At 71.1% G+C, this 17,410-nt stretch carries 15 protein-coding genes and 1 tRNA gene; 6 read left to right on the top strand and 10 right to left on the bottom strand.

Going from position 1 to position 17,410, the window contains the following annotated elements; genetic code table 11:
- Positions 1 to 146 precede the first annotated feature (146 nt).
- A complete protein-coding gene (locus AB0F58_RS11860; protein ID WP_357141619.1) occupies positions 147 to 1,595 on the top strand; it encodes a pyridoxal-dependent decarboxylase in 1,449 nt (482 codons plus the stop codon).
- Positions 1,596 to 1,715: 120 nt separating this feature from the next.
- Here AB0F58_RS11860 and AB0F58_RS11855 read toward each other — a convergent pair whose 3' ends face one another.
- The 3 genes from AB0F58_RS11855 to pyk are packed head-to-tail and all read right to left on the bottom strand — an operon-like array spanning position 1,716 to position 4,558.
- The gene (locus AB0F58_RS11855) at positions 1,716 to 2,183 is read right to left on the bottom strand and encodes an Rrf2 family transcriptional regulator (protein ID WP_357141617.1); all 468 of its coding nucleotides are present in this window, start codon (positions 2,181 to 2,183) and stop codon (positions 1,716 to 1,718) included.
- A 51-nt stretch (positions 2,184 to 2,234) separates the two neighbouring features.
- On the bottom strand, positions 2,235 to 3,113 hold the full coding sequence (locus tag AB0F58_RS11850) for an acyl-CoA thioesterase II (protein WP_357141614.1): 879 nt from the start codon (positions 3,111 to 3,113) through the stop codon (positions 2,235 to 2,237).
- Positions 3,110 to 4,558 carry a pyruvate kinase gene (pyk, locus tag AB0F58_RS11845; protein WP_357141613.1) on the bottom strand — a complete coding sequence of 483 codons (1,449 nt, stop codon included), beginning with the start codon at positions 4,556 to 4,558 and terminating at the stop codon, positions 3,110 to 3,112. Before pyk ends, AB0F58_RS11850 begins: the two co-directional genes overlap by 4 nt.
- A 440-nt stretch (positions 4,559 to 4,998) precedes the next feature.
- Here pyk and AB0F58_RS11840 point away from each other — a divergent pair, with 440 nt between their 5' ends.
- Positions 4,999 to 6,594: a GMC family oxidoreductase N-terminal domain-containing protein gene (locus AB0F58_RS11840; protein WP_357141611.1), complete on the top strand. Its 1,596-nt coding sequence runs from the start codon at positions 4,999 to 5,001 to the stop codon at positions 6,592 to 6,594.
- 188 nt (positions 6,595 to 6,782) lie between these two features.
- Positions 6,783 to 7,655 (top strand): aldo/keto reductase, encoded by an 873-nt coding sequence (locus AB0F58_RS11835; protein WP_357141609.1) that lies wholly within the window; start codon positions 6,783 to 6,785, stop codon positions 7,653 to 7,655.
- A 95-nt stretch (positions 7,656 to 7,750) separates the two neighbouring features.
- Here the strand turns inward: AB0F58_RS11835 and AB0F58_RS11830 are convergent, their stop codons facing one another.
- The 5 genes from AB0F58_RS11830 to AB0F58_RS11810 form a co-directional block, all read right to left on the bottom strand.
- Complete coding sequence (locus AB0F58_RS11830; protein ID WP_357141606.1) at positions 7,751 to 8,065, bottom strand: hypothetical protein; 315 nt, start codon at positions 8,063 to 8,065, stop codon at positions 7,751 to 7,753.
- Between the two features lie 100 nt (positions 8,066 to 8,165).
- Complete coding sequence (locus AB0F58_RS11825) at positions 8,166 to 8,969, bottom strand: alpha/beta fold hydrolase (RefSeq protein WP_357141604.1); 804 nt, start codon at positions 8,967 to 8,969, stop codon at positions 8,166 to 8,168.
- 198 nt (positions 8,970 to 9,167) lie between these two features.
- Positions 9,168 to 9,710, bottom strand: coding sequence for a dihydrofolate reductase family protein (locus tag AB0F58_RS11820; protein WP_357141601.1), 543 nt, complete (start codon positions 9,708 to 9,710; stop codon positions 9,168 to 9,170).
- Between the two features lies 1 nt (position 9,711).
- Positions 9,712 to 10,533 carry a TerC family protein gene (locus AB0F58_RS11815; protein ID WP_357141598.1) on the bottom strand — a complete coding sequence of 274 codons (822 nt, stop codon included), beginning with the start codon at positions 10,531 to 10,533 and terminating at the stop codon, positions 9,712 to 9,714.
- 202 nt (positions 10,534 to 10,735) lie between these two features.
- On the bottom strand, positions 10,736 to 11,176 hold the full coding sequence (locus tag AB0F58_RS11810) for a hypothetical protein (protein ID WP_357141595.1): 441 nt from the start codon (positions 11,174 to 11,176) through the stop codon (positions 10,736 to 10,738).
- 278 nt (positions 11,177 to 11,454) lie between these two features.
- Between AB0F58_RS11810 and AB0F58_RS11805 the strand changes: the two genes are divergently transcribed.
- Entirely contained in the window at positions 11,455 to 12,234 is a 780-nt protein-coding gene (locus AB0F58_RS11805) for a glucose 1-dehydrogenase (RefSeq protein WP_357141593.1), read from the top strand.
- 184 nt (positions 12,235 to 12,418) lie between these two features.
- Here the strand turns inward: AB0F58_RS11805 and AB0F58_RS11800 are convergent, their stop codons facing one another.
- On the bottom strand, positions 12,419 to 12,592 hold the full coding sequence (locus tag AB0F58_RS11800) for a hypothetical protein (protein WP_357141590.1): 174 nt from the start codon (positions 12,590 to 12,592) through the stop codon (positions 12,419 to 12,421).
- A 98-nt stretch (positions 12,593 to 12,690) separates the two neighbouring features.
- Here AB0F58_RS11800 and AB0F58_RS11795 point away from each other — a divergent pair.
- Together AB0F58_RS11795 and AB0F58_RS11790 are read left to right on the top strand one after the other, a co-directional pair.
- Positions 12,691 to 12,819: transfer RNA gene (locus tag AB0F58_RS11795), tRNA-OTHER, on the top strand.
- Between the two features lie 50 nt (positions 12,820 to 12,869).
- Positions 12,870 to 15,029, top strand: a complete 2,160-nt coding sequence (locus tag AB0F58_RS11790) for a hypothetical protein (protein WP_357141588.1) — start codon at positions 12,870 to 12,872, stop codon at positions 15,027 to 15,029.
- A 183-nt stretch (positions 15,030 to 15,212) separates the two neighbouring features.
- Here AB0F58_RS11790 and AB0F58_RS11785 read toward each other — a convergent pair whose 3' ends face one another.
- The gene (locus AB0F58_RS11785; RefSeq protein WP_357141586.1) at positions 15,213 to 17,405 is read right to left on the bottom strand and encodes a DUF262 domain-containing protein; all 2,193 of its coding nucleotides are present in this window, start codon (positions 17,403 to 17,405) and stop codon (positions 15,213 to 15,215) included.
- Positions 17,406 to 17,410 lie beyond the last annotated feature (5 nt).

Here is a 17,410-nt window from a genome sequence, read left to right as displayed (position 1 = left end):
TGCTGCGGTGTGGTGCACCGGGCCGGAGCTGTGCGGATTCCGCGGCTGCGGCCCGGTGCCTGCCGTCGGGGCACGTCACACCTGCGGCCCGGGGGGGCACGTCACACCCCCTTGCCTCGGGTGCGGATTGTTGGTCGACTCGTCGGGTGGCAGCTCACATGGACCCCGAGGAGTTCCGCCGCGCCGGTCACGCGGTGGTGGACTGGATCGCCGACTACTGGTCGACCCTCGACGCCCGACCGGTGACCTCGCAGGATCCGCCGGGGACGGTCGCCGCCGCGCTGCCCGCCACACCGCCCACCGTCGGCGAGCCGATCGAGGCGGTGCTCGCCGACCTCGACACGGTGGTCACCCCGGGGCTCACCCACTGGCAGCATCCCGGGTTCTTCGCGTACTTCCCCGCCAACACCAGCGGTCCGAGTGTCCTGGGTGACCTGGTCAGCTCGGGGCTCGGCGTGCAGGGCATGCTCTGGGCGACCGGGCCGGCCTGCACCGAGCTGGAGACCCGGATGCTCGACTGGCTGGCCGGGCTGCTCGACCTGCCGGAGCGGTTCCACTCCTCGGGGCGGGGCGGCGGGGTGATCCAGGACTCGGCGTCCTCGGCGGCGCTGGTCGCCACCCTGGCCGCGCTGCACCGGGCCGGCGGGGGCCGGTGGCGTACGGTCGGCGTCGACCGTCGCTACCGCGCGTACACCTCCACCCAGGGCCACTCCTCCATCGAGAAGGCGGCCCGGATCGCCGGCCTGGGCGACGAGGGGGTGCGCCCGGTCGAGGTGGACCCGGAGACGCAGGCCCTGTGCCCGGCGGCGCTGCGCGCCGCGATCGAGGCCGACCTGGCCGCCGGGGAGGTGCCCGCGATCGTGGTGGCGACGATCGGGACCACCTCCACCAGCGCCGTGGACCCGCTGCCGGAGATCGGCGCGATCTGCGCCGAGTACGGCGTCTGGCTGCACGTCGACGCCGCGTACGCGGGGGCGGCGGCGGTCTGCCCCGAGCTGCGCTGGTCGCACGCCGGGCTGGAGTACGCCGACTCGTACTGTTTCGACCCGCACAAGTGGCTGCTGACCGGCTTCGACTGCGACGCGTTCTGGGTGGCCGACGCGGCGGAGCTGGTCGAGGCGCTGACCGTGCTGCCGGAGTACCTGCGCAACGCGGCCACCGAGTCCGGGGCGGTGATCGACTACCGGGACTGGCAGGTGCCGCTCGGCCGCCGGTTCCGGGCGTTGAAGCTCTGGTTCGTGCTCCGCTGGTACGGCGTCGAGGGCCTGCGGGCACACGTCCGTTCCGGGGTGGCGCTGGCCGCCCGCTTCGCCGACCGGATCCGCGCCGACGACCGGTTCGAGCTGACCGCACCGCACCCGTTCTCACTGGTCTGTTTCCGGCTGCGCGCCGGGGACGGGCCGAGCGCCGCGCTGCTGGAGCGGGTCAACGCGACCGGCCGGGTGTACCTGACACACACCCGGGTCCGGGGCCGGTACACGCTGCGCCTGGCGGTCGGTTCGCCGCAGACCCGCGAGGAGCACGTCGACGAGGCGTGGGAGTTGCTCCGCGCCACGGCGGACAGCCTGCTCGCCGGGGACCCGTCGGCGCGGTGAGCGCGCCCTCCCCCGGCGACGGTCGGGGCCGGCGGTAGCGCGCGGTCGACGACCGGCAGCGCGACCGACGCGCGCGGCGGGCGACCGGCGCGGACCAGGGACGGCGGGGCTCGGCGCGGATCAGCTCCAGGCGCTGGGGTCGGCGGCGAGCTGGTTGATCCGGTCGGGCAGGGCCCCGGTGGCCACGTCGGCGATGGTGACCAGTTCGAGGATCTCCCGCTCGCTGGCGCGCAGCGCGATCCAGACCTCCTGCAACGACCGTGCCGCGCCGTGGTAGCCGACCTGCTCCGGGCGCTGCCCCCGCACGTGCGCCAGCGGCCCGTCGATCACCCGGATCACCTCGGCGAGGGAGATCTCGGCCGCCGGCCGGGCCAGCCAGTAGCCGCCCTCCGGGCCGCGCTGGGCGTGCACGACGCCGCCCCGGCGCAGTTGCAGCAGGATGCTCTCCAGGAACTTCGGCGGGATGTCCTGCGCCCGGGCGATCTGCTCGGCGGTGACCGGGCGGGTCCGTCCGGTGCCGTCCCCGGCGACCGCCGCGAGTTCGGCGGTCGCGCGCAAGGCGTAGTCGACCCGGGCGGAGAGGCGCATGTCGGAGAGGTTACCGGCCAGTCGGACCGGCTCGCCGATCGCCCCGGCTGGTCACCCCTCGACCCGGCGCAGGAGCCCTTCCTGCACGGCGCTGGCGATGTGCCCGCCGTCGGTGGTGAACATCCGACCGGTGGCCAGCCCCCGGCCACCGGCGGCCGAGGGGCTCCAGCAGTCGTAGAGGAACCACTCGTCGGCGCGGAACGGGCGGTGGAACCAGAGCGCGTGGTCGAGGCTGGCCCCGACCAGACCGCCGGGCCCCCAGACCTCACCGTGCACCGACAGCACCGAGTCGAGCAGGGTCAGGTCGGAGGCGTACGTCAGCGCGCAGGCGTGCAGCAGCGGGTCGTCGGGGAGCGTGCCGTCGATGCGCATCCAGACCCGCTGGTGCGGGTCCGGGGGCCGGTCGCCGGGGCGTACCCAGCCGGGTTCGCCGACGTAGCGGACGTCGATCGGGCGGGGGATCATCGCCCAGATACCGAGCCGCTCGGGATAGCGGGCGAGCCGGTCGCTCATCGTGGGCACGTCGTCGGGGCGGGGCACGTCCGGCGGGGTGGGGGCCTGGTGGTCCAGCCCCTCCTGCCGGTGCTGGAACGAGGCCGACATGAAGAAGATCGGCTTCTCGTGCTGGTAGGCCACCGACCGGCGGACCGAGAAGGAGCGGCCGTCCCGGACGTTCTCCACCTGGTAGTCGATCGGCTCGTTCGGGTCGCCGGGACGGACGAAGTAGCCGTGCAGCGAGTGCACGAACCGGTCCGGGGCGACCGTGCGGCCGGCGGCCACCAGGGCCTGACCGGCGACCTGGCCGCCGTACACCCGCTGCGGACCGACCGGGGGGCTGATCCCCCGGAAGGTCGTCGCGCCGGTCGGCGCGAGGTCGAGGACCTCCAGCAGCTGGTCCACGGCGGCCTGGCCGGTCAGGACGTCGGTCACTGCAGGGCCCGCGCCGAGGCCGCGTCCACGAGTGATCCGAGCTGGTGCACCCGCAGCGTGTTGGTGGAACCGGGCGTGCCGGGCGGGCTGCCGGCCACGATCACCACGTAGTCGCCCGGGTTGGCCCGGTTGAGGCCGAGCAGCGCCTGGTCGACCTGGCGGAACATGTCGTCGGTGTGCTGCACGAACGGCATGAGGAAGGTCTGCACACCCCAGGAGAGGGCGAGCTGCCGGTAGACCTCGGGGACCGGGGTGAACGCCAGCAGCGGCAGGTCGCAGTGCAGCCGGGAGAGCCGCCGCACGGTGTCACCGGTCTGCGAGAAGGCGACCAGCGCCTTCGCCCCGATGGCTCGGGCGATCGACGACGCCGCCGAGGTCAGCGCGCCGCCGTGGGTCCGCGGGTCGTGCTGGAGCCGGGGTACCGCGAACGAGCCGGCCTCGGTGGTGGTGACGATCTTCGCCATGGTGCTGACGGTCAGCACCGGGTACTTGCCGACGCTGGTCTCGCCGGAGAGCATCACCGCGTCCGCACCGTCGAGCACGGCGTTGGCCACGTCGGAGGCCTCCGCCCGGGTGGGCCGGGAGTTCTCGATCATCGAGTCGAGCATCTGGGTGGCCACGATGACCGGCTTGGCGTTCTCCCGGCAGAGCTGCACCGCGCGCTTCTGGACCAGCGGAACCTGGTCCAGCGGCAGCTCCACGCCGAGGTCGCCCCGGGCGACCATGACACCGTCGAAGGCCAGCACGATCGCCTCGAGGTGGTCGACCGCCTCGGGCTTCTCGACCTTGGCGAGCACCGGCCGTTGCACGCCGACCTCGCCCATGATCGCGTGGACGAGCTTGATGTCCTCGGCCGAGCGGACGAAGGACAGCGCGATCATGTCGACCCCGAGGCCGAGGGCGAAGCGGAGGTCCTCGGCGTCCTTGTCCGACAGGGCCGGCACGCTGACCGCCACGTTCGGCAGCGAGACGCCCTTGTTGTTGGAGACCGGACCGCCCTCGGTGACCAGGCAGCGAATGTCGTTGCCGGTGACGTCGGTGACCTCGATGGCCACCCGGCCGTCGTCGATCAGCAGCCGGTCGCCCGGCTTCACCTCGTGCGGCAGCTTCCGGTAGGTGCAGGAGACGCGCTCCTTGGTGCCGAGCACCTCGTCGCCGGTGATCACCACCGAGTCGCCGGTACGCCACTCGTGCGGCCCGTCGGCGAACCGGCCGAGGCGGATCTTCGGGCCCTGGAGGTCGGCCAGGACGGCGACCGGGCGACCGGCGGCCTCGGCGGCCTCGCGGACCAGCCGGTAGACGGCCTCGTGGTCGGCGTGGCTGCCGTGGCTGAAGTTCAGCCTCGCCACGTTCATGCCCGCCTCGACCAGCCCGCGGATGCGTTCCGGCGAGGAGGTGGCGGGACCGAGAGTACAGACGATCTTCGCGCGGCGTGTCACGCCCATCAGGCTAGTCTCTCCCCCGGGCCGGGCTGGGGGCCGACCCTCTTGCAGAATGCGGAACAGTTCTCCAACGACGCGCGGCGCGCGTACGGCCGGTGGGCGAGGCCACACCGGGACGTTGAGGTGGCGGGCAACGGCGACCGCGCGCCGGAATCGTACTCCTCGCCGTCCTCCTCCGCTGGCTCGTCCCTCGGTTCGGCGGGCCCGGAGCCCGGAGCAGCACCCCGACCGGGCCGGGCCCCGCGCCGGCCGCACGGCTCCGACCTGCTGACGGCGTACGCCGACGGGCGGATGGACCGTGGTGACCGGCCGGACGACCGGGGGTGGCCGCGCGCCGGGGCGCCTCCGGCCGGACCGGCGACGGAGGGTGACCAACCCCCCGCTGCCGGGTGAGCGACCGACCGACTACCGTCTGGTCCATCGATCAGGACCGGGGGTCCAGTGTGGAAGAGTTCGACTACATCGTGGTCGGCGCGGGCACGGCGGGCTGCGTCCTGGCGCACCGGCTCAGCGCGGACCCGGCGACCCGGGTGCTGGTGGTCGAGGCCGGCGGTTGGGACAGCAGCCTCTTCGTCCGGATGCCGAAGGGCTTCTCCAAGCTGATGGACGACCAGGGCACCGCCTGGCACTACTCCGCCACCACCCCGACCGGGCAGCGGGAGGTGTGGCAGCGCGGGCGGCTGGTCGGCGGCTCCAGCTCGATCAACGGCATGATCTACGCCCGGGGCGCCCCGGCCGACTGGGACGCGCTGGCCGACCGGGGCAACCCCGGCTGGGGCTGGGACACGATGCGCCCGGTGTTCGAGCGGATCGAGGACAACCCCCACCGCACGGCGGGGGCGGGCACCGACGGGCCGCTGCGCCTGTCCACGGCGGTCGGCACGAACGAACTCTGCGAGGAGATGATCGACGCCGGGGTCCGGCAAGGGCTGCGCCGCACCGACGACCTCGACGACGGCGACGACGAGCGGATCGGCTACACCACGGCGACCATCCGGGACGGCCGACGGGTCAGCGCCGCCGACGCCTTCCTGCATCCGGTGCGCGACCGGCCGAACCTGACCGTGCTGGTGCGCACCACGACCCAGCGGGTGCTGGTGACGGCGGGCCGGGCGGTCGGGGTGCGGGTGCACCGGGCCGGGCGCAGTGTCGACCTGTACGCCCGCGCCGAGGTGATCCTCGCGGCCGGCGCGATCGCCAGCCCGCAACTGCTCCAGCTCTCCGGGATCGGACCGGCCGACACGCTGCGGGCCGCCGGGGTGGCGGTGCTGGCCGACCGGCCCCGGGTGGGTCTGGGCATGCGGGAGCACCGGATGATGGCCCTCCAGTACCGGCTGGCCGGTCAGATCGGTTACAACCCCCTGCTCAACAACGTCCTCGGGCAGTCCCTGGCGGCGATGCGCTGGCTGGTCGCCAAGCGGGGGCCGCTCGCCCTGCCGGTGCACGACGTGGCCGCCTACCTGCACTCGACGCCGGACCGGAACCGGCCGGACGCGCACCTGCTGATGGCCCCGTTCTCCGCCGCCCCGGCCCGTCCGGGCCGGGCGCTGGAGCTGGAACGGGAGGCCGGGCTGATGTGCCTGGGCGGGGTGACCCGACCGGAGAGCGAGGGCAGCCTGGAGATCACCGGCTCGACCCCGTCGACCCCGCCCCGGATCATGGTGCGCTACCTCACCGACCCGTACGACCGGTCGGTGGCGGTGGCGACGTTCCGCCGGATGCGGGAGCTCTTCGCGACCGGGCCGATCGCCCGGCGGATCGTGACCGAGACGGTGCCCGGCCCGGCGGTCCGGGGCGAGCGGGAGATCCTCGACGCGGCGTTGGCGCGAGGCTACTGCGGCTACCACGCCGTTGGCACCTGCGCGATGGGGCCGGACGACGCCGACGTGGTCGACGCGGACCTGCGGGTACGCGGGGTGGACGGGCTGCGGGTGGTGGACGCCTCGGTGCTGCCGATCCTGGTGTCGGGGTTCACCAACGGCCCGGTGGCCGCGCTGGCCTGGCGCGCCGCCGACGTGATCCTGGGCGCCCGCGTCTGAACCCCGCCTCGGGGAACGGCGCCGGGCACACCGTCGGGGCGCGCACACCGCCGGGAACGGGCAACACCGCCGGGAGCGGGCAACACCGTCGGGAGCGGGCGTCGGGGACGACCTGCGGGGTATAGTCGACGAGCAGGCGTGGCGGGGCGACCGCCGGGCCGACGACGAGGTACGGGAGGATCCGGATCATGGCAGTCGGGGCGAGCGGTCAGCCGGCGAAGGCGTCGGGGCAGTACCGGATCGGCGGGGACCTGCCCGTCGACCGGCTCGGGTACGGGGCGATGCAGCTCACCGGTCCGGGCGTGTGGGGTGACCCGAAGGACCCGGCCGAGGCGGTACGGGTGCTGCGCCGGGCGGTCGAGCTGGGCGTCACCTTCGTCGACACCGCCGACTCGTACGGGCCGTTCGTCAGTGAGCTGCTGATCCGCGAGGCGCTGCACCCGTACCGCGACGACCTGGTGATCGCGACGAAGGCCGGGCTGACCCGCTCCGGGCCGGACGACTGGCGGCCGGTGGGGCGGCCGGAGTACCTGCGCCAGCAGTGCGAGCTGAGCCTGCGCCACCTGGGTCTGGAGACGATCGACCTCTACCAGCTGCACCGCATCGACGCGACGGTGCCGCTCGCCGACCAGCTCGGTGAGCTGGCGCTGCTGAAGCAGGAGGGCAAGATCCGGCACATCGGGCTCTCCGAGGTGTCCGTGCAGGAGATCGAGCAGGCCCGGGAGATCGCCCCGATCGTCTCGGTGCAGAACCTGTTCAACGTGGCGGACCGGCGGGCCGAGCCGGTGCTGGAGTACTGCGAGCGGCACGACCTGGCGTTCATCCCGTGGTTCCCGATCGCCACCGGCGAGCTGGCGAAGCCGGGCGGTCCGCTGGACGCGATCGCCGCCGGGCACCGCGCGACCCCCGCGCAGCTCGCGCTCGCCTGGCTGCTGCGCCGGTCGCCGGTCATGCTCCCCATTCCCGGTACGTCCTCGGTGGCGCACCTGGAGGAGAACGTGGCCGCCGCCGAGGTGACCCTGACCGACGACGAGTTCGACATGCTCAGCCGTGCCGCCTGACCGCGACGGGTGAGGACGGCTGAGGACGGGTGGCCGTGCGGCCTGGACCGGCACGGCCACCCTGGTCGGGACGCCACGTGCGGCGTCCCGGCGTCCTACGGCCAGTAGCAGCCGGAGAGGTTGTCCCTCGGGACCCAACCGTCCTGCCACGGCGCCTCCGCCCCGTGCCCGTAGTACCACAACACGCCCGTACCGGTGTCGGAGCCGATGCGGTGCCACCGGAACCCGCGCCCCGCCGTCAGCGTGAGCAGCACGTTGCCGTGCTCCGCGTCCCGCAACCAGGTGTTCTGGTTGAGGGTGCAGATGGGGTCGCTGGGAACCTCGCTGGCCGATGCCGGCGCGGCGACCACGGCCGAGCCGGCGAGCACCAGACCCATCACCATCGACGCGCGCAGAATCCTGTTCTTCACGGGTGTCCTCTCTGGAGGGCGACTGTCGTCGATGATTATGGATCCCGCGGCGACCCGGGGCGACCACGGTCCCGGGTGAGCGGCCGGGAGGACGACCGGCTCAGACCGCGAAGCAGTTCGGCGTGATCGCCCGGTCGGCGAGGGCGTCCTGGACCATCGTGTACGTGGTGCCGTCGAGCACCAGGCCGAGGTGCCCGACGATCCGCACCGGACACCAGGTCTGGACGAGGGCGTTGACCGCGCCGTCGGCGAGGGTCGCGTGCTGGGTGGGCCGGACCAGCTCGTCCTGGAGGGTACGGATGGTGGTGTAGCGGACCGCGCCCGGCGTGTCGTCCCCGGCGTTGAGGTCGTCGAGGAACGCCGACCCGATGGTCATCTGCTGGCAGGCGACGATCCCGATGCAGTCGCCGAGGCCGAGGAACGTGGCGATGTCGGCGACGTAGGTGCCGTAGTGCGGGCTGCCCAGGGTGATCAGCCGGCCGACCGAGCCGGTGCCGCCCAGGTTCTTCAGGTAGTAGCGGGAGACCAGGCCGCCCTCCGAGTGGGCGACGAGGTCGACCCGGGCCGCGCCGGTGGCGGCGCGCACCTGGGTGACGTACCCGCTGAAGGAACGGGCGGAGGCGGCGATGTCGCCGAGGCCGAGGCCGGGTAGCTGGTAGATCGATACCCGGTGCCCGTCGCCGCGCAGCCGGGCGGCGAGCGGCTCGTACGCGATGGCGACCCCGGAGAGGCCGCCGACGACGATCACGGGGTTGGCGGCGGACGCGCCGACCCCACTGGTCGCGGTTGTGCTCGTGGTGGCGGCACGGTCGGGGGCGGGTGTGGGGGCGGCGGTGGCGGCGGTGGCCGGCACCAGGATCGCGGCGGCGGCCGTGGCGGTGACGAGGATCTTTCGGAGCAGCATGGCTGCGCCCTCCGTGGGGGTGGACCCGGCGGTGACGGGAGGCTGGCGGGGGACGTCCGATCGATCGTGGACACATCTTGCCCGCATCAATTCGCGGACGTCAATGAAGAGTTACGGGCGGGTAATGGCAGGCTCCTCTGGACAGCACGAAGGGGCCGCCCCGATCCGGGGCGGCCCCTTCGCCGTGGCGCCAACCGCTCAGCGCACCACCCGCAGCCAGAGGTTGGTGACCGGCGGAGCCTGGGTGACCTCGACCGGTTCGAGCCGGACGGTCGACCCGCCCGGGTGGTCGAAGAGCCGCACCCCGTCACCGAGCAGCACGGGCGCGACACAGACCAGGACCTCGTCCAGCAGGCCGGCGGCGAGGCACTGCCGGGCGACGTCCGCGCCGAGGACGTTGACGTACCCGTCGCCGGCCGCCGTCCGCGCCCGCGCGACGGCCGTCGGCAGGTCGGTGACGAAGGTGACGCCGGGCACGGGGTCGGCCGGCGGGCGGTGGGTGAGCACGAACTGCGGCCCGTCCCAGCCGCCGCCGAACGCCTCCCCCTCCCCCGGCTGGTCGCGGTACGGGTCGTCGCCGCCGAAGGTGCGCCGGCCGACGAGCAGCGCGCCGGTCCGCGCGGCCACGTCGTCCAGCGTCGGGTTCGGCCCGAGGTACGGGGTCAGCCAGGACATGTCACCGCCCACCCCGGCGATGAACCCGTCCGTCGACATCGATGCCGAGTAGAGCAGCTTGGCCACGTCAGCCCTTCGGGGCCGGGTCGGTCGCCTCAGGGGCCTGCGGGACCGCCGCCGGGGCGGCAGCGGCCTGCCCGTTCTTGACGTACGTCGGGTGCAGGTGCACCGGCTTGCCGTCCTCGCGCTTCTGCTTGGACCGGACCCGCAGGTTGAGGAACTCGACGAAGATCGAGAAGGCGATCGGCCCGTACACGTAGCCCTTCGGGATGTGCTGGTCGAAGCCCTCCGCGATCAGGCTGGCCCCGATCAGCAGCAGGAACGACAGGGCCAGCATCTTGACCGTCGGGTGCCGGTTCACGAAGCCGCTGACCGCGCCGGCCGAGAGCAGCATGATGATCATCGCGATGATCACCGCCGCCACCATGACGACCAGCTCGTCGACCATGCCGACCGCGGTGATCACCGAGTCGAGCGAGAAGACGATGTCCAGGACGAGGATCTGCGCGATGACCGAGGCGAACGAGGCGGCCTTGCCCGACCGGGCGTGGTCGGCGCCCTCCAGGTGCTCGTGGATCTCGTACGTCGCCTTGCCGAGCAGGAACAGACCACCGACCAGCAGGATCAGGTCCCGTCCGGATATCTCCTGCCCGAGCACGGTGAACAACGGGGCGGTCAGCCCGATCACCCAGGACAGCGAGGCCAGTAGGAGCAGCCGGGTGATCAGCGCCAGGGAGAGGCCGATCGTCCGGGCCTTCGCCTGCTGGTGCTCGGGCAGCCGGCCGGACAGGATCGAAATGAACACCACGTTGTCGATACCGAGCACGATCTCCAGCAGGAGCAGGGTCGCGAACGCGATCCACAGCTCGGGGCTGGCCAGTAACTCCATCTCACCCTCGACTTCCTGAACACCGCCGGGTCGTCCGCCCGGTCCAGGGCGGATCCTGTCACGCGGCGTCGACCCGTCCCCGTCGGCGGAGGGGCGACACCGCGCCGGCCCCCCTTACCCCGAGTGGATCATCCTCAACCGGCCACGCCCCGGGCGGCCATCGCGGGTGTCCCTCCAGCCGAGCCGCGTCCCCGCTCCGGCGTCAGTCTGCCCCGGCCGGCGTGACCGCGTTGGCGACAGCCACCAGCTCCGGCTGGCCGCCGACGGCCGGGTCGATCAGGACGTCGACCCCGACACCGGGGGTCACCAGCCAGAATGCTTCCGTCTCGCCGGCCAGGCCGGGCAGGCCGCCGGGGCGGAACTCGGTCAGGCCCCACCCGGCGGGGGCGCGCTCGTGGTATTCGGCGAGGAAGTCCCGCAGGTCGTCGAGGGTGGCGAGCCGTTCCCCGCGCAGGACGTGCACCCGCAGGTCGACCCGGGCACCCTCGGCGGTCTCCCGCTCCCACATCCGGGAGGTGAACCGTACGTCGTCAGACTCGGTGGCGAAGTCCGACACCAGGTCGCCGACCCCGGCCGGCACGTGACCGATCCGGAACCCGTCCAACTCACCACCGAACCGCCCACCGCCGCTGGATCCGCTCACGCCCGCCTCCGCGCGTCTGCCAATCGTGGACAATTACCGTCCCATGAGATCGGCAATTGTCCAAGATTGACGAGAGTCGGGGGCGCCCCACTACCCGGCCCCGCGCCGGAGATCCGCATGGCACCCGAAGGGCGTACCGACGCACGGTCCCGGCCAGCCGGCACCGCGGGAACGGTTACGGTGCATCGACAGCCTCGGCAGAACGACCCCTGACCAGCCGAGACGGTTCGTTCCGGTCGACTGGGAACGGTTTCCCGACGGGACAGGAGGACACGGGCGTGCGCGGACTGAGAGACAGGGTCGTTCTCGTCACGGGCGGCGGGTACAGCCCCGACCAGGTTGGCTCCGGTCTCGGCCGGTCCATGTGCGTGGAGCTGGCCGGGGAAGGAGCGAAGGTCGTCGTCTCCGACCTCTCCCTGGAACGCGCCGACGCCACGGTCACACTGATCCGCGACGCCGGAGGAGACGCGATCGGAGTGGCGGCCGACGTGACCGACGAGGAGTCGGTCACCGCCATGGTGAGCGCCGCTCTCGACGCGTACGACCGCATCGACGTGCTGGTGAACAACGCCGGGGTGTTCGGAGCCTACGTTCCGCTGCTCGACATCGAGACCAGCCAGTGGGAGCGCGTCATGGAGGTCGACCTCAAGGGCGTGTTCCTCGCGACCAGGGCCACGCTTCCGCACATGCTGGAGCGCGGCAGCGGCGTCGTGATCAACGTTTCCTCGGCATCCGGGCTGGTGGCCAGCGAGGTCGGGGCGGAGTACACCACGGCCAAGCACGGCGTCATCGGGCTGACGAAACAGATCGCCTACGACTACGGCCACCGGGGCATCCGCGCCGTGGGGATCGGACCCGGCGTCATCAAGACCGCCGCGTTCGAGGGCGCGGAGATCACCAGCGACTTCCCGTTCTACGACCTGACGATGCAGGCCCCCGCAGGCCGATACGGCGAACCCGACGAGGTGGCCCGGACGGTCTGCTTCCTCGCGAGCGACGACGCGTCCTTCATCCACGGCCACACCATCCCGGTGGACGGCGGCTCCCCGGTCAGGTGACCCCACCGCCCGGCCTGCTCTCGACCGGACCGCCGCCCTGATCCACTCCGTTGCAACAACCACTTGAACCCAAGCTCGGTGATGCCACTACATCGATGGAGTGGATCTAACTTCTCGACTGTCCGAGCTCGACGTGAGTTGTGCCTTGCCACCGCCCTCGGCTGTCTTCGACCTCGACGCTCGCTCAGCGCTCGGCGCCATCCCACCCATACCGGCGGATCCTGGTCCCGCGTTCGCGCTGCCCCTGCTGGACCAGCAGGCCGAGCCACCGGTCAGCGGCGCCGCCGGCCTCCACCTCGGCTGGCAGCTTGTCCGCCCGCCCCCGTACGGCCAGCAGGTCGACCAGCAGTCGGGCCATGGTGGACGGGGCGGGCCAGGGGCCCCCGGACGACGGATGTCCTCGGACGGCGATTACCCGATAGCCAGGCAGACCCGACCGGTGTGATGATCACACCCGGGTCGTTAGCTCAACTGGATAGAGCATCCGACTGAGTAGCGCGTCCGTTCTCCGCTCCTGCGGTCATGGAGGCGCTTCCTTCTCCTTGTTGGATCGGAAGGTTCGGGGTTCGAGTCCCCGGCGACCCACTCTGCCGCTGCGGGGGCAACGGCCGGAGTCGTTGTGAGGGGAGGGCCTCGTGCTCGAGAAGCTGATCATCCAGAGGACGCTGCGCGTACCGGTCAGCACCGGCGCGGCCGGTGACGGCACGCCGGTGGCCCGGCAACTGGACGCGGCACTGCTCGATGTCGGGTTCTCGGCGTCGCGGGCCCTGCTGGAGCACGTCGGCGCGCTGGCTCCCGGCCCGGCGATGGACCTCGCCGCCACGGTCGTGGCGGCGGTACGCGAGCTGGTGGGTGACCACGTCCAGCACAACGCCTACTTCATCGGGTTCCCGGACGACGTGCCGGACACCGTCGAGTTCTGGACCGACCGGCTCCGGGCGGCCGTACTCACCGGTGGGGGCACGGCGACCGAGGTGCAGCTGCGGGAGGCCGTGACCTCGGGCGGGGTGAACCCGCTCGACCTGCCGGGTTACGGCACCTACCAGCACACCTACGCCGAGCTGCTGGCCGCGCACGACGACCTGGTCGCCGCCGCCGGCGACCGGATGACCCTGCTGCGGCTCGGCGACACCGCCGAGGTGGAGGCAACCCGGCTCTACCTGGCGCTGGCCGGCAGCGTCACGCCGCACGGCGAGGCGGACCTGGCGATCCTCGGCGAACTCGCGGTCGCCTGCGCGGACGGTCCCCAGCCGGCCGAGATCCCGGTACGGGAGAACCGGGCCGTGCTCAACGGGATCCGGCTCGTCCTCGGCCGGCCGCTGGTCGCCGTGGACACCACGACCGACGTGCTGCGTCTGGCCTGCCAGGTCTCCGACGGGGACCCCTCGCTCCGGACTCCCACCCGGTTCCGTGCCTTTCGGCGCCCGGAGCGGCGGATGCTGCTGGCCGCGCTGGACCAGGTCGTCGCGGCCAGCCCGGCCAAGCTCGGTGACGTCGCGCGCTACGCGGAGCGGTGGAAGCGGCTCGGGGAACGGCTGCACCCGCACGAGTACGCCCAGTGGCCGCACGCGCAGCAGGTGTTCGCGGTCGCCCGTGGCGAGCGGCGGGTACCCAACCTCGCCGGTCGCGCGGAGGCCGCGATCCGCTCCGGGGCCGTCGCCCCGGCCGCGGCGGTGTTGTCGGCCGCCCCGGGCCTGCTCCTGCGGTCCGCCGACCGGCTGCTGCGGCTGGCGTCGGCGGCGGAGCGCACCACCGTGGTCGACGCCGTCACGGGCGCGCTCGGCTCGGCGTCGGGCCGGGTGCTCCTCTCCCTGCGCGAACATGTCGACAACCGGCTGACGCCCGCGTCCGCCCGGATGTACGCCAGCCGGTCGCGCAGCTCGTGGGTCGGGCCCGACGAACGGCCGCCGCTGCCGGCCGAGCTGGTGGCCGAGCTGTCGGCACTGCTCGACGCCGAGATCGCCGCCCGGCTGCCGGAACCGGAGCGACCGCTGCTGGTGGACCCGGAGGTGCTCGACGTCGCCCTGCCGCTGACCGGCAAGGCGGCCGAGGGCGGTTTCGCGGTGCTGCCGAGGGGTTCGCGGGCGTCGGTGTCGGGCGAGCTGCTGCGCTTCTTCACATATTGGCGGCAGAGCAGCCGGCGCACCGACTACGACCTGTCGGTGCTGCTGCTCGACGACGGGTTCCACAGTGCGGGCCAGGTGTCCTGGACGAACTACCGCCACGACGGCGTGGTGCACTCCGGTGACATCACCGATGCGAAGAACGGCGCGACCGAATTCATCGACGTGCCGCTGACCGTCCGTGGGCGGTACGTGGTTCCGCAGGTCAACATCTACGCGGGCGAGTCGTTCGACGAGGTCGCCGAGTCGATGTTCGGGTACCAGACGCGTACCCGGGACCAGCGCGGCGCACCGTTCGACGCCCGGACCGTGCGGGCGCGTTCGCAGCTACGCGGCCAGGGCCGGGTCGCGCTGCCGATGGTGTTCGCCCGGAACGCGCACGGATGGCAGGCCGTCTGGCTGCACCTCTACCTGCGGGGTATGCCGTCGTTCAACCGGGTGGAGGGCAACACCTTCACCACGGCCGACCGGGTACGGGCACTGGTGGAGCGGCGGTACCTCACGATGGCCTACCTAGTCGACCGGTGGCGCACGAAGGCGGAGGTGACCGTGTGCGACGGACGGCTGCCGGACGAGCCGGTCACCTACGTCGGCATCGAGGCACCGGAGGGCCTGCCGGCCGGGTCGGAGACGTACACTCTCGACCGACTCAGCGAGTTGATCCCTGGGTAGGATCGGCGGGGGCCGAGGCCATGCGGGCGCTTCCTTCTATTCCGTTCGATTCGGGAACCTCCGCCACTGCGGGGGATCTGGCATTCAGCACCCGCGCTCTCCTCGGCGGCCCTCGCCGGGCTCAGCCGCTTACCCCGCCTGCAAACACCCGAGCAGGCGGGGTGCGAATCTACAGCGCACCGACTACGCCGTACCCTCCAACAGCCCTCGAGCGAGGGCATCTGCGCGCACGTCAAAGAGTGGGACCGCTTTGCCCTCCCTGTTCACCTTCCAGGCACTCCAGCCGTTCATCGTCGACTTACCCGTGACGGTGATAGCTGCCGGAGACGGCGAATCGAATATTTCACCGCTTTCGAGCTCGATCTGACCATCATTGTTGATGGAGGCGCGATACTGGTTGCCCTTGTAGGTCAGGATCAGCTCCTCTGCGACTCCGAACGCGCCGATTTTCAGGAGCCTGGCCACTGTCACCCCACCGTAGTGCGCCCGAGTCCGTCTAGCAGTGGCCACTGGAACGGGCGGTGCTGGAACGGTGGTAGTCGATGGTGGCGTGAAGCCCAACCGCTTGGGGTCCCAGATGATCTCGCACAGGCGCTCATAAAGCTGCTGCCGTAGCTCGATCGCGGCCATGTCGAACCGACGTACCGGATGGAAGAGTTTGCCAAGCTGGTACCGCTTGACCACGCCATCCGTAAAGGGCTTGTTGCGCTGATGGGTCGCCTCGTGCAGGGATGCCGCCAAGTGGTTCTGGCCCCGGTACCACTCGACCTTCTGCTCGAATGGCGCGTCCTGATAACTGGCGTTGTGCGACTTGCGCAGCAGCAACAGAGCACCGAGCCGGTTCCGCTGCACGCGGAAAACGGCCTCCGTCTTCACCTCTGGCTGGTGACGGTCGAACTTGTCCGCCCACACGTGTTCAACCTCGAACGGTTCCTTCATGTCCAGGTACCGGAAGATCTCATTGGGTCGGCCGCTCTCGACCTCGACAAAGGACGTCAGCCGGGCCAGCAGGTATCGCACCTGTGAGTGGTTGTCCGGCCGTAACCCGTATTGCTTCACGCCGGTGAAGTCGACGTCGGTCTCAAAGCTGCGACGCCCCAGCGACTTGGAGATTTCGTCGAGGTCTGCCGCACGCCGAAGCTCAGGGATGAGCGGGAAAGTATCGAGATAAAGTTCTTCCGACTTACGCATCTTATTGTTGACTGCCCGCCGGACGAAAACCAGGTCCAGGTAGTTCGCGACCAAGCGCGCTTTGTCCCGGAACTGGGCGTCGCTGTCATCCGGGCGCAGCACCGCCAACAAGAACGGCATCTGGTCGATCTCGTTACGAGAGTTGTAGAAAATCGCCTCCAAGCCCGGCTCAAGCACCTGGGTCGCATGGTGCAGAGTGACGAATCGACTCGATAGCCGTACGAGATTCCGCTCGATGAACCGAGCGAAGTCAGGCGGGTTTGCCAGCCCGAGGCGTCGTTGGTGATGCTCCTGCACCCAACCGTGGAATGACACGATGATATCGTCAGCCTCATCGACATTCTCGGCGTACTGGCCGATGAGTAGCGCTTGGAAGAAGCGCGTGGCTACCTGCGGTATCCGGGTTCCCAGGGTGGTGAGCATCGTGCTCCAGGCGTCACCGAGCCTCGGCAGGTTGTCCCGATTGCCGGCCTTGCGGAGCAGGAAACTCTTGAGGAGATCTGCGGGGCCGAGCTGCATGCCCCGGTCGTTCATCGTCTCGAATATCTCCCAACCCTGCCGCCGGTCGTTGGCGTTGATCCCGACCAGACAGACCCGATTGAGGAGCCAGTGGATGAACAGTGGAAGCGCCTCGTCACGAATCGCCTCCGGCAACAGGCTGTCGATCTCCTGGCTTCGTTCGTACAGATTGGCCACGGAAGGCCCGGCGTCGGCCGGCAGGGCGAACGGCTTATCCTCGTATATCATGTCCAGGACGACAGTTCGTTTGTCGTCCTGGATGGCGTAAGCACGGTCCCCGAATGTCACTCCGGCTATCAGCCGTTCGAGAGCGGCAATGTCGTTGCGGTACTCCGGACGGTCAGCACTCAGCGCCAGCCGGCGAAGGTGCATGAGCAGCAGATGCAGCGTCGTGATGCGCTGCTGGCCGTCAACAAGGGCCGCGTACTCCTTGTCCCGGTAGTAAACGAAGGGACCAAGGAAGTACGGCCGGTAGTCAGCCACATCCCTTCGCTCGTGACGAGGAGACCAATCTTCAGTGAAGTGCCGAGCCAGATCGTCGATGAGCGCCTTGACGTCCTTCCGACCCCAACTGTACTCCCGCTGGTATGGATCCAGCCGAAACTGGAACTGACCGAAGAGAGAATGAATGGTAAATCCGTCGCCTCGAATAGGGGAATCCGGCACGCGTC

Source organism: Micromonospora sp. NPDC023956 (assembly GCF_040639195.1).
Classification (GTDB): domain Bacteria; phylum Actinomycetota; class Actinomycetes; order Mycobacteriales; family Micromonosporaceae; genus Micromonospora.
This window is presented reverse-complemented; position numbering and strand designations above follow the sequence as displayed.